The sequence below is a fragment of the Burkholderia cepacia ATCC 25416 genome (genome assembly GCF_001411495.1).
Classification (GTDB): Bacteria; Pseudomonadota; Gammaproteobacteria; order Burkholderiales; family Burkholderiaceae; genus Burkholderia; species Burkholderia cepacia.
Map to the genome: position 1 here is coordinate 470,235 of NZ_CP012983.1, position 16,406 is coordinate 486,640.

At 65.5% G+C, this 16,406-nt stretch carries 13 protein-coding genes; 5 read left to right on the forward strand and 8 right to left on the reverse strand.

The genetic code is table 11. From position 1 onward, the window contains the following. Nucleotides 1–66 precede the first annotated feature (66 nt). Nucleotides 67–339 carry a DUF4148 domain-containing protein gene (locus APZ15_RS34425; protein ID WP_027792900.1) on the reverse strand — a complete coding sequence of 91 codons (273 nt, stop codon included), beginning with the start codon at nt 337–339 and terminating at the stop codon, nt 67–69. Nucleotides 340–663: 324 nt separating this feature from the next. On the opposite strand from APZ15_RS34425, the gene APZ15_RS34430 reads away from it, so the two are divergent. Next, nucleotides 664–1,839 carry a porin gene (locus APZ15_RS34430; protein WP_027792899.1) on the forward strand — a complete coding sequence of 392 codons (1,176 nt, stop codon included), beginning with the start codon at nt 664–666 and terminating at the stop codon, nt 1,837–1,839. An 83-nt stretch (nt 1,840–1,922) separates the two neighbouring features. Here the strand turns inward: APZ15_RS34430 and APZ15_RS34435 are convergent, their stop codons facing one another. The 5 genes from APZ15_RS34435 to APZ15_RS34455 all read right to left on the reverse strand — a co-directional run bounded on the left by APZ15_RS34435 (nt 1,923) and on the right by APZ15_RS34455 (nt 9,594). Then, a complete protein-coding gene (locus tag APZ15_RS34435; RefSeq protein WP_027792898.1) occupies nt 1,923–3,389 on the reverse strand; it encodes an efflux transporter outer membrane subunit in 1,467 nt (488 codons plus the stop codon). Next, entirely contained in the window at nt 3,382–4,587 is a 1,206-nt protein-coding gene (locus APZ15_RS34440; protein ID WP_027792897.1) for an efflux RND transporter periplasmic adaptor subunit, read from the reverse strand. The genes APZ15_RS34435 and APZ15_RS34440 overlap by 8 nt, the downstream gene beginning before the upstream one ends. Then, nucleotides 4,577–7,831 (reverse strand): efflux RND transporter permease subunit, encoded by a 3,255-nt coding sequence (locus tag APZ15_RS34445; protein WP_027792896.1) that lies wholly within the window; start codon nt 7,829–7,831, stop codon nt 4,577–4,579. The genes APZ15_RS34440 and APZ15_RS34445 overlap by 11 nt, the downstream gene beginning before the upstream one ends. A gap of 157 nt (nt 7,832–7,988) precedes the next feature. After that, a complete protein-coding gene (locus APZ15_RS34450; protein ID WP_027792895.1) occupies nt 7,989–8,663 on the reverse strand; it encodes a response regulator transcription factor in 675 nt (224 codons plus the stop codon). Nucleotides 8,664–8,685: 22 nt separating this feature from the next. Beyond that, entirely contained in the window at nt 8,686–9,594 is a 909-nt protein-coding gene (locus tag APZ15_RS34455; RefSeq protein WP_027792894.1) for a LysR family transcriptional regulator, read from the reverse strand. Between the two features lie 19 nt (nt 9,595–9,613). On the opposite strand from APZ15_RS34455, the gene APZ15_RS41475 reads away from it, so the two are divergent. Together APZ15_RS41475 and APZ15_RS34460 are read left to right on the forward strand one after the other, a co-directional pair. Continuing rightward, complete coding sequence (locus APZ15_RS41475) at nt 9,614–9,850, forward strand: hypothetical protein (protein WP_136470793.1); 237 nt, start codon at nt 9,614–9,616, stop codon at nt 9,848–9,850. Between the two features lie 80 nt (nt 9,851–9,930). Continuing rightward, nucleotides 9,931–10,305, forward strand: coding sequence for a hypothetical protein (locus APZ15_RS34460; protein WP_027792893.1), 375 nt, complete (start codon nt 9,931–9,933; stop codon nt 10,303–10,305). Nucleotides 10,306–10,380: 75 nt separating this feature from the next. Here the strand turns inward: APZ15_RS34460 and APZ15_RS34465 are convergent, their stop codons facing one another. Next, nucleotides 10,381–11,469 carry a porin gene (locus tag APZ15_RS34465; protein ID WP_034196300.1) on the reverse strand — a complete coding sequence of 363 codons (1,089 nt, stop codon included), beginning with the start codon at nt 11,467–11,469 and terminating at the stop codon, nt 10,381–10,383. An 870-nt stretch (nt 11,470–12,339) separates the two neighbouring features. Here APZ15_RS34465 and APZ15_RS34470 point away from each other — a divergent pair. After that, nucleotides 12,340–13,014 (forward strand): lytic polysaccharide monooxygenase auxiliary activity family 9 protein, encoded by a 675-nt coding sequence (locus tag APZ15_RS34470; protein WP_034196299.1) that lies wholly within the window; start codon nt 12,340–12,342, stop codon nt 13,012–13,014. A gap of 98 nt (nt 13,015–13,112) precedes the next feature. On the opposite strand, the gene APZ15_RS34475 is transcribed toward APZ15_RS34470, so the two are convergent. Then, nucleotides 13,113–14,516 carry a GGDEF domain-containing protein gene (locus APZ15_RS34475; protein WP_027792890.1) on the reverse strand — a complete coding sequence of 468 codons (1,404 nt, stop codon included), beginning with the start codon at nt 14,514–14,516 and terminating at the stop codon, nt 13,113–13,115. 671 nt (nt 14,517–15,187) lie between these two features. On the opposite strand from APZ15_RS34475, the gene APZ15_RS34480 reads away from it, so the two are divergent. Next, nucleotides 15,188–16,396: a chitinase gene (locus APZ15_RS34480; RefSeq protein ID WP_370448756.1), complete on the forward strand. Its 1,209-nt coding sequence runs from the start codon at nt 15,188–15,190 to the stop codon at nt 16,394–16,396. Nucleotides 16,397–16,406 lie beyond the last annotated feature (10 nt).

Consider the following 16,406-nt stretch of genomic DNA (forward strand, 5'->3'; position numbering starts at 1 on the left):
TGACGGGTGATGCGAGGGGTGGGCGGCGCGCGCCGGGCAGCACGCCCGGCCGCGCGGCGGTGCGCATCAATGCGAATAGAGCGTGGAATCCAGGTACTTGATCTGCCCGTCCTGTTCGGCGTGCACGAGTTCCGCGTAGACCTGGGCACGCGTTTTCTCGTGGATCGGCTGTCCGTACGGCGGCACCCACTGGCCGGCGGCCTGCGCGCCGGGCACGCCGTCCTTGGTGGCGGCCGGCGTCATCTGCGTCACCCGGGTACTCGTTTGCGCGAACGCGGGAACGGACAGTGCGGCACACGCGGCGAGCAGCGTGGAAGCGACGATCGTGGCGGTTTTCATGTTCGGAATCCTCATGATGATTGATCGGGTTCATCCCCCGGCACGGCCAGTCGATGCCGCGCGTCGGGTTGAGGACAAGCATAGAGGAGGGGGGCTATCGGATCGGCATACGCAACGTGAAAAGAAATTCATGCGCCGGCGCGTTCCGCACGGACATGAATGCGGCGTATCGCGAGGATGAAGAAGGTTTCATTTTTCGGGCCGTTTCGATAACGGCGCTGTCATGCCCGCTGCCTAAATTGTGCGCCATCGCATCGCGGACGGAGCGGCCGTTCCACACCGGCCGGCGATGCGAGAAGACCGATCCACTCTAGCGAAACCATCATGAAGAAACTTCTGGCAATCCCGGCAGCGGCTGCGTGCCTGCTTGCAGGCGCGGCGCATGCACAGAGCAGCGTCACGCTGTACGGCACGATCGACGCGGGCCTGGACTACATCAGCAACCAGAAATCGGCGGCCGGCGCGGGGCCCGCTTACGGCGTGCAGAGCGGCAACGTCAGCACGTCGCGCTGGGGGCTGCGCGGCAACGAGGATCTCGGCGGCGGCCTGGCCGCCGTGTTCACCCTCGAGAACGGCTTCAACGTCGCGAACGGCAAGTTCGGCAACGGCGGCGACGAGTTCGGCCGTCAGGCCTGGGTCGGCCTCGCGAGCCGCCAATGGGGCACGGTGACGCTCGGCCGGCAATACGATTTCCTGGTCGACTTCGTCGCGCCGCTGTCGGCGACGGGCTCGGGATTCGGCGGCAACCTCGCCGATCACCCGTACGACAACGACAACCTCGCCAACGACACGCGGATGAACAACGCGGTGAAGTTCCGCAGCGCAGACTACGGCGGCTTCACGTTCGGCGGCGCGTACGGCTTCAGCAACCAGGGCGGCGGGTTCAGCAACAACAACGCGTACAGCGTCGGCGCGCGGTATGCGAACGGTCCGCTCGACGTGGGCGTGGCGTACCTGCAGTCGAACCAGCCGGGCGGCGTGAATGCGCCGAAGAACACCGGCGGATCGCTGAGCAGCTCGGACGGCGATGCGATGCTCGCGGGCGGACGCTGGCGCACGTTCGGCGCCGGCGCGCACTATGCGTTCGATCATGCGACGATCGGCTTCGTTTATACGAGAACGATCCTGAACGACCCGCGCGAACTGTCGCAGGGCGGCGCGTACGGCACCGTGAACGGCCAGTTGCTGACCTTCAGCAACTACGAACTGAACGGGCGCTACTTCCTGACGCCGGCCTTCTCGCTGGGCGGCTCGTATACGTTCACGCAGGGCCGTTTCGACGATGCGGGCCGCAGCATCGCGCCGAAGTGGAACCAGTTCATGCTGCAGGCCGACTATGCACTGTCGCGCCGCACCGATCTCTATCTCGAAGGCGTGTATCAGCGCGTGACGGGCGCGGACGGTGTCGCGGTGCTCGGCAACGCGGGGATCTTCAATCTGGCCGCGTCGGGTAACGATCGCCAGGCGGTGGTCGCGGCCGGCATCCGTCACAAGTTCTGACCGGCCGGGCCCGCGAAAAAAAGCACCCGTCGCGATGACGGGTGCATCCAAACGCGACACGCTCCCCACGTGCCGCAACGGGCTCAGGTCGTCGAACGAGCCGGCGTCGCGACCGGCGCTTTCGCGCCGGACGCTGCTTCGTCGGCCGACCACCCTCCGCCCAGTGCCGCGATCAACCCGACCGCCGCCAACTGCCGGCGCGTATTCAGTTCCAGCATCGCCACCTTCGTCTCGAGCTCGGTGGTCTGTGCGGTCACCACGTCGAGATAGCTGACGACGCCGTCCCGATAGCGCGACATCGACAACTGCAACGTGCGTTCGGCCGCGTCGAGCGCTTCCTGTTGGCGATCGGCTTCGTCGCCGAGATGGTGCGTGAGCGCGAGGTTGTCTTCCACCTGCTGGCACGCATCGAGTACCACCGCGCGGTATTTCGCGCCGTTCTCGGCCAGCTGCGCGTGCGCCTGGGCCGTGAGCGCCTGGCGGCGGCCGCCGTCGAACAGCGTGAGCGCGAGGCTGGGCCCGATCGACCAGATCTCGTTCGGCGCCCTGAGCCAATGGCCGAGCCCCGAACTCTGGTATCCGCCGATCAGCCCGAGCGTGATGTCGGGGAAGAACGCCGCGCGCACCACGCCGATCTGCGCGTTGGCGGCCGCCATGCGGCGTTCGGCGGCCGCGACGTCGGGCCGCCGTTGCAGCAGCGTGGCGGGAATGCCGGCCGGGATCGCGGGCAGATACGCCACGCTCAGGTCCGGCGCGAGCGCGAACGACGAGGCCGGCACGCCGGTGAGCGTCGCGATCGCGTGCTCGTACAGCGCGCGCCGCGCCCGCACGTCCTCGGCCGACGCGCGGGCCGAGTCGAGCTGCGTCTGCGCGCGCGAGACGTCGAGATCGGATGCGATGCCGCCCGCGTGCCGGCTCATCGTGAGTTTCAACGCACGCTGGTACGTGTCGATCGTGTCGGACAGCAACTGCTGCTGCTGGTCGAGCCCGCGCAGGTTGAAGTACGCGTTCGCGAGGCTGGCCTGCAGGCTCAGCTGCACCGATGCGAGATCGTCGGCGCTGGCCTGCGCGTTCGCGCGCCCGGCCGCGACCTCGTTGCGCACCTTGCCCCACAGGTCGAGGTCGTAGTCGAAGCCGGCGTCGAGCGTGTTCGAGCCGTACACGTTCGGCTGGTTCGCGCCGCGCAGCGGGCGCGTGGCCGATTGCCGGTTGCTCGAAACCTGCGCGCCGAGGCCGATGGTCGGGAACAGCCCCGCGCGCGCCTGATCGAACAGCGCGCCGGCTTCGTCATGGCGCGCCACCGCGGCGGCCACGTCGGGGTTGGCGGCCGCGACCCGCGCTTCGAGCCGGTCGAGCACCGGATCGCGGAACGCCTTCCACCAGCCGTCGCGTGCGATGCGGTCGGCCGGCTGTGCCGGCTGCCAGCCGCCCGCTTCCTTGAATTGGGCAGGCAGCGCGGTGGTGGGCGCGTGATAGACGGGCGCGAACGAGCAGGCGGAGAGGAACGCGATACTGGCGAGCATCGCGCAGAGCCGACGCGGGTTAGCCATTCGCACGCTCCGTGTCGCGCACGGCCGCCGCGATGGTGCCGGCCGGCGTCGCGAGCCGGACGCGGTCGCCCGCGGACAGCGAGTCGGGCGGGTTGTCGATCACGCGATCGTCGGGCGCGAGGCCGGTCGCGATCTGCACGTGCGTGCCGAGGTCGGTCGCGATCGTGACGGGCTTGAGCACCGCGCGATCGTCCTTGCCGACCACGGCGACCTGCAGGCCGGCCTGGCGGAAGATCAGCGAGCTGGCGGGAATCGTCAACGCGTGGCTGCTGCCGGCCGGCAGCGCGAAATGCACCTCGGTGTATTCGCCCGGAATCAGCTTGCCGTCGCGGTTGTCGACCATCAGCTGCACGAGCAGCGTGCCGGTCGAATCGGCGATCGAATCGTCGGTGTCGGCGAGCGTCGCATGGAAGGTCTCGTCCGGATGCTCGGGCACGGTCAGCGTCGCGCTCATGCCGGGGCGGATCGCGGCGGCCTCGTTCTGCGGCACGCTCACGTAGACGCGCATCCGGTGCACGTCGGACACGGCGAACAGTTCGGGGCCGGCGCCGCCGCCGGCCGAGATCAGCTGGCCGATGTCGGTCTTGCGCGCGGTGACGACGCCGTCGAACGGCGCGACGATGCGCTTGAACGCCTCCAGCGCGTCGAGACGCCGCACGTTGGCCTCGTTGGCCGCGACGATCGCCTGCTTGGCGGCGAGGTCGCTGGTCTTCTCGTCGGTTTCCTGCTGCGACACGGAATCCTGCGCGAGCATCCTGGTCCAGCGCGCGGCCGTGGACGCGGCCAGCTTCTCGTTGGCGAGCGAGCTCTGCAGGTCGGCGCGCGCCTGCTGAAGCTGCTGGTCGAGCTCGGGCGTGTCGATCAGGCCGAGCAGCTGGCCCGACTTCACGTGCGCGCCGATATCGGTGTACCACGCACGCAGGTAGCCCGACACCTGCGCATGGATCGGCGCGCTTTCGAACGCGGACAGGTGGCCGGGCAGCACGAGCGCGGCGCCGTCGCCGCCGGTCGTCGGCGTGTAGGCGACCACGGTCGGCACCGCCTGTTCGGCGGACCATCGGGTCATTTCCTGTTTCGCGTGCGCGCGGCCTGCGATGCCGGCCGTCACGATGCCGACCGCGACCAGCGCGGCGATCGTGGCGACGAGCTTGAGGTTGGGCAGCCGTTTCGGCGACTTGATTTCGATCTCAGTGGACATGGGAAGCTCCGGACGCGGAAGGGAAGGAAGCGCGGGGTGCGTCGTGTTTCAGCGCATCGCGCCGATGCACGAGGCTGAACACGACGGGAACGAAGAACAGTGTCGCGATCGTCGCGCACGCGAGGCCGCCGATCACGGCGCGGCCGAGCGGCGCGTTCTGCTCGCCGCCGTCGCCGAGGCCGAGCGCCATCGGCGCCATGCCGATGATCATCGCGAGCGCGGTCATCAGCACGGGCCGAAAGCGCGTGAAGCCGGCTTCGAGCGCCGAGGCGAGCGCGTTGCCGGTTTCGGCGAGGCGCTCGCGCGCGAAGCTCACGACGAGGATCGCGTTCGCGGTGGCCACGCCCATGCACAGGATCGCGCCGGTGAGCGCGGGCACCGACATCGGCGTGTGCGTGGTGAACAGCATCCAGACGATGCCGGCCAGCGCCGCCGGCAGCGCGGAGACGATCACGAACGCATCGGCCCACGAGTGGAAGTTCACGACGATCAGCAGGTAGATCAGCACGATTGCGCCCGCCAGCCCGAGCAGCAGGCCGGTGAACGCGCTGTTCATGGTCTGCACCTGGCCGCGCAGCGTGACGGTCGAGCCCTTGGGCAGGTCCTTCGCGGTGGCCTTGACGATGCTGCCGATGTCGGCGGCGACGGCGCCGAGGTCGCGGCCCTGGGTGGTCGCGTAGATGTCGAACAGCGGTTCGATGTTGTAGTGCGACACCACTGCGTTGCCGACGCCGCGCGTGATCGTCGCGAGACCGCCGAGCAGCTGCGACTGGCCGTTCGCGCCGGTGACAGGCAGGTTCTGCAGCGCCGACAGCGTGGTCATCCGGTACTGCGGCGTCTGCGCGACGATCGGATAGGACACGCCGTTACGCGGATTGAGCCAGTAGGTCGGGTCGACCTGGCTGGTGCCCGCGAGCGTCGCGACCACCGAGTTCGTCACGTCCTGCTCGGTGATGCCGAGCTGGTCGGCACGCGTCCGGTCGACCGCCACCGTGAACTGCGGATAGGTGCTGGCCTGCTGGATGCGCGGGTCGGCCACGCCGGCGATCAGGCGCAGCTTGCGGTACAGCTCGCGCGCATAAGCGAGGTTGGCCTGCTGGTTGGGGCCGGCCACCTGCAGGTCGACCGGGGCCGGTGCGCCGAAGTTGAGGATCTGGCTGACGATGTCGGCAGGCAGGAACGAGAACGTGGTGCCCGGATAGGCGCGCGGCAGGCGTTCGCGCAGCTCGCGCACGTAGTCGGCGGTCGGTGCGTGGTCGTGCGACAGCGAGATCAGGATGTCGCCGTCCTGCGGCCCGAGCGTGCCGCTGTTGTTGTAGGTCAGGTTGATCCCGCTGTTCGGCAGGCCGATGTTGTCGACCACTTCGCGCAACTGCGCGGGCGGGATCACACCGCGAATCGTGTTTTCGATACGGTCGAACTCGGCGGCGGTTTCCTCGACCCGCGTGCCGACCGGCGCACGCACGTGCAGCGAGATCTCGCCCGAGTCGATCGTCGGGAAGAAGTTGCGGCCGAGCCACGGGACGAGCAGGAACGATGCGGCCACCACGCACAGGAACGCGACGACGAACGGCTTGCGGCGTGTGAGCGCGAGGCCCAGCAGGATCCGGTACGACGCGCGCACGGACTCGAAGCGGCGCTCGAATGCACGCTGGAAGCGCACCAGCGGATTGCGCGACGGCGGCGCGTCGTGCGCGCCGGCATGGCCCGCATGCGAATCCATGATCGCCGCGAGCTCGCCCGACGCATGGCCGGCCGACGCGTGCGGCTTGAGCAGGTATTGCGCGAGCATCGGCACGAAGGTGCGCGACAGCACGAACGACGACATCATCGAGAAGATCACGGCCTTCGCCATCGGCACGAACAGGAAGCGCGAGATGCCGTCGAGCATCAGCATCGGCACGAACACGATGCAGATGCACAGCAGCGAGACGAGCGCCGGCATCACGATCTGTTTCGCGCCGTCGACGATCGCGGTGCGCGTGTCCTTGCCCTGTTCGAGGTGCCAGTTCACGTTCTCGATCGTCACCGTCGCGTCGTCGACCAGAATCCCGACCGCGAGCGCGAGGCCGCCGAGCGTCATCACGTTGAGTGTTTCGCCGGTGGCCGCGAGCAGCGCGATCGCCGAGAGCACGGCAAGCGGGATCGACGCGGCGATGATCAGCGTCGAGCGCCACGAGCCGAGGAACAGCAGGATCATCAGCGAGGTCAGCGCGGCGGCGATGATGCCTTCGCGCGCCACGCCGCTGACGGCGCCGTTCACGAAGGTCGACTGGTCGCCCATCGTGACGAGCTTCAGGCCCGGCGGCAGCGTCTGTTCGACCAGCGGCAGCTTCGCCTTCACGCCCGCGATGATGTCGAGCGTCGATGCCGAGCCGTTCTTCAGGATACTCATCAGCACCGCGCGATGGCCGTCCACGCGCACGATGTTGCCCTGCGGCGGGTAGCCGTCACGCACATGCGCGACGTCACGGATATAAATCGTCGTGCCGTCGACCGACTTGATCGGCAGGTCGTTCAACGCGTCGAGCGAGAGCGGGCTGTTGTTGAGCTTGATGTTGTATTCGAAGCGGCCGATCTTCTGCGTGCCGGCCGGGATGATCTGGTTCTGCTGCGCGAGCGCGTGCGCGACGTCCTGCGCCGACAGCCCTTTCGACTGCAGCGCCTGCGGGTCGAGGTCGATCTGCACTTCACGTGACTTGCCGCCGTACGGCGTCGGAATCGCGACACCGGGCACAGACAGCAGCTGCGGTCGAATGAAGTTGACCGCGTAATCCGCCAGCTTCTGTTCGTCGAGCGTGTTGCTGGTCAGCGCGATCTGCAGCACGGGGACGGTCGACGCGTTGTAGTTGAGGATTTGCGGCGGCGTGGTGCCGGGCGGCATCTGTTTGAGCACGGTCTGCGAGATCGACGTGACCTGCGCGGTTGCCGTGCGGATATCGACGGTCGGCTGGAAGAAGATCTTCACGATGCCGTAGCCGCGGAACGATTGTGACTCGATATGCTGGACATCGTTGACCGTCGTGCCGAGCGTGCGCTCGTAGTACGTGATCACGCGTCCGGACATGTCGTCCGGCTGCAGGCCGGCGTAGTTCCAGACGACGCTGATCACCGGAATGCGGATATCCGGGAAGATGTCGATGGGCGTGCGGAGTGCCGCGAGCGGACCCGCGATCAGGATCAGCAGCGCCAGCACGACGAACGTGTAGGGCCGGGTGAGCGCGAGCCGGACAATTTTCAGCATGGGGTGCTGCTCCGTTCAAAAGCGTCGTGAAGAAGAGCCGGATGCGCGCGGCTTCGGGAAAACACCGATACGCAGCCGATGACCGCATTCTGCGGAGCGGCCCCTAACAGCCGGTCGCTAAAAAGATGAAAGAAGTTTTAGGTGGCGGCGGCCGGATTCAGCCGAGCATGTAGCCCGAGCCGCGGATCGTGCGGATCAACGGTGCCGCATCCGGACGGTTCACCTTCTTGCGCAGGCGGCCGACGTGGACGTCGATCAGGTTGGTGCCCGGATCGAAGCGGCAGCCCCACACCGCCTCGAAGATCATCGTGCGCGTGAGCACGCGGCCGGCGTGGCGCATCATGAATTCGAGCACGCGCAATTCGGTCGGCAGCAGCGCGAGCTCGCTCGCGCCGAGCGTGACGCGGCGCCGCACCAGGTCGAATGCGAGCTCGCCCGCGCGCAGGACCGTCTCGACCTGAGCGCCGCGCGGCCGGCGGCGGATCAGCACGTCGATGCGCGCGCACATCTCGTCGAGCGAGAACGGCTTGACGAGATAGTCGTCGCCGCCCGCGCGCAGCCCCTGGATGCGCTGGTCGACGTCGGACATCGCGCTCATCACGAGCACCGGCGTGTCGAGGCCGACGCCGCGCATCGTCGCGAGAATCGTGAGCCCGTCGAGATCCGGCAGCATGCGGTCGAGCGTCACGACGTCGTAGTCGGCACTCATCGCCCTGGCCATGCCGTCGCGGCCGGTGCGCGCGACGTCCACCTGGTGGCCGCCGGCGCGCAACGTCTGGGTGATGTGATCCGCGATCAGCGGATCGTCTTCGATCGTCAGGATGTGGGGCATGGACGGGGCGGCCCGGGCGGAATCAGGCGGCGGCGCGCTCGGGCGCGCGATAGTGTTCGACCACGTAGTCGATGAAGCTGCGGACCTTGGTCGACAGATGGTTGCGGCTCGGGTAAAGCATCGAGATGCAGCGCGCGCCGCCGTTCACTTCGTAGCGTTCGAGCAGCGGCACCAGCGCGCCGCGTGCGAGATCGTCGGCGACGAGCGGGTGCGGCAATTGCGTGATGCCCATGTGATTGAGCGCCGCGATTCGCACCATCATGCTGCCGGTCGAGGCCAGCGCGTTGCCCGTGTAGACGCGGTAGGAACCGTCGACGTCCGAGAATTCCCAGCTGCGCGCGGTGCCGTTCGACACGGTCAGCAGGCTGTGTTCGTTCAGTTCGACGGGATCGTTGGGCGTGCCGTGGCGCGCGAGGTACTCGGGTGACGCGACGACCACGTCGCGCACGCTCGTCAGCATCCGCGACACGAAGGTCGCGTTGACGAGGCGGCGATCGTCGCAGAAGCAGACGTCGTAGCCGCCCTCGACCATGTCGACGTGCGTGTCGAACGTGGTCACGTCGAACCGGACGCGCGGATGCCCGTCGCGATACGCCGACAGCAGCATGCCGAGGCCGGCCGCGACGGAGGTCGCCGACGCGGCGATCCGCAGCGTGCCGCGCGGGTCGCGCGTGACCTGCACGAGGTTCGATTCCATCTCGTCGAGCTTCTCGATGATCGAGCGGCAACCGTCGAGATATTCGCGGCCGGTCTCGGTGAGGGACAGGCTGCGGGTCGTCCGGTTCAGCAGTCGCATGTTCAGGTGCGCTTCGAGCATGCCGACGCTGCGCGTGACCGCGGCCGCCGACATCCCGAGCTGGCGCGCGGCGAGATTGAAACTCGACAACTCGACTACACGCGTGAACACGCGCATCGCTTGCAGTTGGTTCATGGTCCGCCGAAGGAAAGAATTGACCGTTCGCATGCGCCGCCGACGCATCGCTCGATGCGTGCCGCCGCGCGTGACCGGCAAGGTAGCGAGCCGATTATGGGATGCGGGCCGGCGCCGGACACTTAAAAAACGACGCGGAATGGATGAAATTTCGTTTAAGGAAGCGGCGGACGACCATGCCATCGAGATCGTCGTGCGTCGTGACGGCGAATACGCGATTGTCGCAACGGCAGTCAACCTAAAAATAAATTCATGAAGCTGCATCAAATCTTCAGGTGCGCGCGCGACGCGGCTGCCGATAATGGGCCGATACGAGTAGCCACGAGGAACGCAATAATGACGCAGCCGCTGAGTATCAAGATGATCCAGGAACACGGCAAGCCGGTGGTGCTGGTGTCGGTCGAACGGGGTGCCGCGGTGCTCGATCCGGAGGACGTCGATGCGGTCATCCAGTATCTGAGCCTGTTGCGCGCGTCGATGCAGCCGGCCGTGCCCGAGATGCCGCCGCGCGCGCAGCAGTTCGTGACGGAGATGGACCCGTGCTGGTATGCGGAGCGCCATCCGCTGTACGGCGGCGCGGTGCTGTTGCTGCGGCACACGGGGCTCGGCTGGGCGAGTTTCGCGCTGCCGCCGCGGAGCCTCGAGCGTCTGCACGGGTCGCTCACGCAACTGCTGGAGGACGAGCAGATGGTGGTCAGCCTGCCGAACTGATTCGGCGCGTGGGTCGATCGCGCGGGCCGGGGCCGGCTTCCGGTACACGGGAAGCCGGCCCCTTCGCGCGATCGCCTAGAACGTGTGGCGCAGCCCGATCCGGCCGACCGCCTGCCGGCCGTTCGACGACGGATCGAAGCCCGCCACCTGCGCGACGGCGCCGCCCGACGCCATCTGCAGTGCCGCGAGTGCATAGATCGCCGTGCGCTTCGACAGCTCGTACTCGGCGCTCGCGTTCAGTTGCCGGTAGTCGGGTTCCTGGCCGGTCGCGTGGTCGCGGCCGGTCGTGTAGGTGTAGCCGAGGCCGAAATTGAGCTGGCTCGTGGCGGCGAGCGTGCCGGCGATCTCGTAGTTCTGGAACTTCACGTCCTGCGCGTCGTCGCCTTGCTGGAAATCGACGTTGGTGAAGTTGCCCATCAGCTTGACGTTGCCGATCTGGTACGACGCGCCGGCCGCGAAGATGTTCTGGCTGCGCGCGTTCATGAGCGCGTCGCCGTACACCGCGTTCGTGTATCCGCTGCCGTTCTGGTAGCTCTGCACAGCCTGCTCCGGATCGTTGACGCGCAAGTAGCCGACGCCGGCCGAGAACGGCCCGTTCGTGTAGGCGAGCGCCGCGCTGTACGCGGCGTTGTCGGAGAAGCGGCCGGGCTGCCCGCCGAACGAGTAGAGCGCCTCGGCGGTGAAGCCGGCGATCGTCGGGCTCGTGTATTTCACGGCGTTGCTGATCGCGAAGCCGTTGTCGAGGTTGTCCATGTCGTTCGGGTGCGAGAAATACCAGCCCCCGTAATAGTCGTTCAGCGAATACGGCTCGATCAGGTCGACGATCGGATCCCACTGCCGGCCGAGCGTCAGCGTGCCCATGCGTTGGTCGGACAGCCCGACGTAAGCGTTGCGCGAGAACGCGAGGCCGCTGCCGAGCCCGCCGTTCGTGGAATTGAAGCCGCTTTCGAGATCGAAGATCGCGGCGAGCCCGCCACCGAGATCTTCCTTGCCGCGCAGCCCCCAGCGGCTGCCGGCGCTGACGCCGCTCGCCATCTGCCACAGGTGCTGGCCGTCGACGTTCGACGCGAAGTCGATCCCGGTGTCGATGACGCCGTACAGCGTGACGCTGCTTTGCGCATGCGCGTGGGAGAACAGGCCGCAGCAGGCGAGTGCGCACGTCATGCGCAGCAGCCGTGTCGTTTTATTCATGGATGAAGGTCTCGAACGTAGGTTGACGGATATTGTTCGCAGTCCTTGTTTAAGGGGCTGGTCGTCGAGAATATAGCTGCGTCAAAAGCGTGCGGATCGGCAATTCAGTCTTTCAGTTTTTGCGTTGGTTTCGTGCCTGTGGGCGGTCGACAACGCGGGTGTTGGGCGCTGTGGGTTGTTCGCTTCGGGGTGGGGGCTTGGGGGGATGACTCCGCGCTTCGCAACGTGACCGACATTGACGACATCGATGCGCAGCGCGCCAGCGTTTGAATATGCCCGGATCTGGAGGCTCCCGGTCGACGATGGCCTGCGAGCTATTTTCAGATCAGGCGTAATTTTCAGCGAAACAATAATTCATCCCGATCCGGATTTTTAATTATTGGCGGGTTTGATTCAATTCAAATATCAATCGACGAATCAAATTATTGAGCAATGGAGGCGGTCATACCGGTGGCCTCCGAACGCGAAATGCCGGGATCGATCATTCACGATCGTCAAACGCCAGAATCCGCGTTACGTCAGGGTTGAAGGGCGAAGAATCCAGGAATGGATGATTCGATGCCGCGAATCAAATGATTATCAATGACGGACGTTTATTTTTCCGGTTTTTGCGGATAAGGTTCGACTCGGTGAAAGTGATTTGTCAGAAAGCATGGCGATTGATCATTGCTTGCCGCGGTTTCATTCGACCGCCGCTTTCGCCGATCAGCATGCGCGACGATGCGTCGACAGGAATCTCTTCGCGGAATCCTGCGACAGGCTCGATGTGCGCATATCCGTTTCGACATTCATGCCATGAGAGGGCTCATGAACAAGAACATCCGCAGCTACGTTGCTTCCGTCATGCCACGCGCGCTGGCCGGTGCGGTACTGCTGGTCGCGGCGGCCGGTGCGCACGCGCACGGCCGTTTGACCGAACCGCCTTCGCGCATCGTGCTGTGCACGCAAGGCCAGAATCCGAACTGCCCTGTCGACGCGTGGCACGCGAACGCGATGGAGAACGGCAAGTTCTTCCCCGCGACGCAAAGCGGCCTGTCGGACCCGTTTGCGCCGGACGACGCGAAGAATGCCGCACCACCGAAGGATGGCGAAATCGCCGGCGCCAGCACGAATGGCCCGCTACCCGTGCTGAACGAGCAGTCGCCGGGCCGCTGGCAGAAGATCCCGCTACGGCCGGGCGCGGTGCAGAATTTCAAATGGGAGTTCAGCGCCGTGCACAAGACGCGTCGCTGGAACTACTTCATTACACGCGCCGACTGGAACCCGTCGGAAAAGCTCACGCGCGCGCAGTTCGAGCCCACGCCGTTCTGCACGATCCAGAATCCCGGCCAGCCATACTGGAACCCGAACGCGAACCTGGTGCCCCAGCAGCCGACCATTCACGCGTGCCGGCTGCCGATGCGTAGCGGCTACCACGTCATCCTTGCGGTCTGGGAAGTCGCGGATACGGCGATGGCGTTCTATCAGGTCGTCGACGCGATCTTCACCAATGGCGATACGACACGCAGCCCGTTCTGATCCGGCCGCGACATGACGCGCCCGGCGATGCCCGGCGCGTCATGAGTTGAAGAACCCGTGTGAGGAGCGCGGTGGGCGGCACTGACACGGCAACCGGCTTACCCGGCAACCACCTGGTTGCGGCCTTGATGCTTCGCGCGGTACAGGCGTTCGTCGGCCTTGCGCAGGATCGCGTCGATCGTCTCGCCGTCCCGGCCGAATTCGGAGGCGCCGACACTCACGGTGACCTTGATCGGTTCGCCGATGCCTGCTTCGAACGGCGCGCCGGCGATCGCCGCGCGGATGCGCTCGCCGATCGACCGGGCCGTGTCCAGCGCGGCTTGCGGCAGCAGCACCATGAATTCCTCGCCGCCTACCCGCGCGACGCCATCGTACGGCCGGATCGCATCGGTGCATTTGTCGACGAAGCGTTGCAACACCTGATCGCCCGCCTGATGCCCGTAACTGTCGTTGATCGCCTTGAAGTGGTCGAGATCGAGCGCGAGCAGCGAGAACGGCGCACCGTTGCGCTTGGCCCGGTTGATTTCCGCTTCCACGCTTTCGATGAATTGCCGCCGGTTGGTCGCGCCCGTGAGCGGGTCCGTGGCCGCCAGGTGCTCGAGCTTTTCGTTGGTCCGTTGCAGCGCCTGCAACGCGCGCTCCGTCCTGGCCATCGCGTCCCTCAACCGGGCAAACAGTTCTGCCTGGCTGTAGATCTTCGAAAACGAACGGGTCGTTTGAAAGGCCTGCACCACGCCGAAACTGAGCAGGAAGAAGCCGGCCGCGAAAATCGCATGCGCGAGCCACCACATGTGATTCCACGGCCGCCCGAGGATGAAGGCGAGCGACGAGAGTGCGAACGACGTGACCGAAATGCCGTAGATCGTCATCAGCGGCGAGCGGATGCGGCGTACGACCAGCGCAACGACGTTCACGGCCGAGAGCAGCAGTGCGCCGCCTTCCATCGACAGGCGCACCCACAGGTTGCCGGCCACCGGCGAGAAGGCGATCACGGCGACCGCGACGTCGACGAGTCCGAACAGCGCGAGCCAGGGCAACCAGATGCGGGGATCGGCGCGGGTCGTTGCGCTGTCGGCCTTGTGACTATAGGTGAGCTGCCCGACAAGGATCAGGATCGACATGGTCAGGCGCGATGCCGGCCCGTACAGCAGGAACAGCCAGATGTTGTGATGCGCCATGCCGGTGAACAGGCCGTGCAACGCATAGATGACGGAAAAGCCCAGAAAGCCCAGCGTAAGCCAGCGAAGCAACGGCTCACCCGACAGGCGATAGCAGCGCCAGCAGACATACGTGACGAACGCGCCTTCGAGCGTGGCGGCCGCGATCGCCAGCTCGTGAAAGGCGTGATTCTCGAATTTCAGCGACGGGTCCTGGAAGAAGTACAGGTAGGCGATCAGATAGGCGGGCAGCAGCGCGAAGCTGACCAGCAGGAGCCTCGCGTACACCCGGGTGACCAGTTGGGCGGTGCGGGTCGATGCTTGGGGGGCGAGATCGACAGTCATGTTCGGCCTCCGGGTTCGGTGGATGCATCAAGGACGGCCACGTGACGTCATCGCGGGTCGGCAGCCAATACGATGAAGCCAGATCGCGTCGCCTGAATTTCGTTGATTTGAACAATCAGCCAAATGGCTGCGGGATATCCGGTTAAATTATCGAATGGCGATAATTGCAATATGGCAATGCGATCGCGTGAATATTTCTGGTTTCGATATGGGTGAAAATACTCGATTCAAGGGTTGATGCCTGACGATTATGTAGTATAACCAAACGAAACGCGGGCGTCGGATTGAAGCATCACTACATCGGCCGTCGAAAGACCGGTATCCGCCGCCGCGTGGCAGGCACGCTATCCCAGGCCTGCGTGACGGCTTCACGTACCGCCTGCATCGCGCTTGTGACGGATATCCGGTCTTGCGCGAAAGTGGCGTGTACATGCTTCACCAGCATAGACCGAAGTCGCAGTTTTTTCGTCGTAGATATAAAAACAAAATCAATATCGAAATTTGTCTTCGGACGGCAATTTGTAAGGTTGATTTCTCTTGAATTCGACCTGGGCGGAGCGTTGTCAATCGAAAGGGGAAGCCACCGGGTGGAGGAGCCGCAAGGCTGATCTGATCACGATGTTGATTCGGTAGTCCGTATCAATGGTGCAGGCGCTTGCCGTCCGCATGACGTGGCGGGTTTTCGTTACGCCCGTGTGGACGGAGCGCGTCTTCCTGAAATCTTCCCCGGCATGTATCGCGTGAAAGACCGATGCCGGCAATGCGTAAAACGCAATGAGGGCGTGAAAATGAAGAGCAACCGATCCGGAATCATGCAGCGATCGACCTTGAAGGGCGCGCTGGCGCTTCTGCTGGCATGGTCGTCCTTCGGCACCGGCACCGCCGCGGCAGCCGGGACGGGTACCGGCACGGCGCCGGCATTCGTTTATAGCCCGTACAAGGACACGACGATTTCGATGAACTGGAACACGAACGTCATCTCGTCGAACGTCACCGGTCAGATGCGCCCGGTGCTGTCGGTGCTGCCAGCCGGTGTCCGTACGCTGACGCTCGCGTTTGCGACCGGCGAATGCGGCAGCGAGAACTGGGCGGGCGTCGACGGCGGCGCGATGGCGGCCGCCAATGTGCCGCTTTTCACTGCTGCCAATGTGAATTACGTGATTTCCACCGGCGGCGCGGCCGGCATGTTCACGTGCGGGACGGATGCGGGCATGGCGGCCTTCATCAATCGTTATGCGTCGAACAACCTCATCGGGATCGACTTCGATATCGAGGGCGGGCAGACACAACAGGTGATCGACGATCTCGTCCGGCGCGTGGCGGTCGCCCAGCAGAATTATCCCGGCCTGCGCTTCAGCTTTACGCTCGCGACACTGGCCCCTTCCCAGCAGGGCGCGACCACGGCCGGCTCCTGGGGCGCCAGCGCCCCCGACAGCTTCAACGTGTACGGAGACTGGGTCATGCAGGCGATCCAGGCGCACGGCCTGAAGAACTACACCATCGACCTGATGACGATGGACTACGGGTCAGCGGGGGCGGGGAACTGCGTGGTCGCGAACGGCACGTGCCAGATGGGGCAGTCGGCGATCCAGGCGGCGATGAACCTGCACGATCACTGGGGCGTGCCGTACAGCCAGATCGAGCTGACGCCGATGATCGGCGGCAACGATGTGAGCGGCGAAACCTTTACGCCGGCGGATGCGGACACCGTTGCGCAGTTCGTGAAACAGAATGGCCTCGTGGGTGTCCACTTCTGGTCGTTCGACCGTGACGTCGATTGTCCGCCCGGCGCCGCATCGTCGACGTGCAACTCCATCGGCGGCGTCGGTACGCTCGGTTATACGAACCGGTTTGCCAACGACCTCGCGCCCGGCAATTGAACGAAGCGGG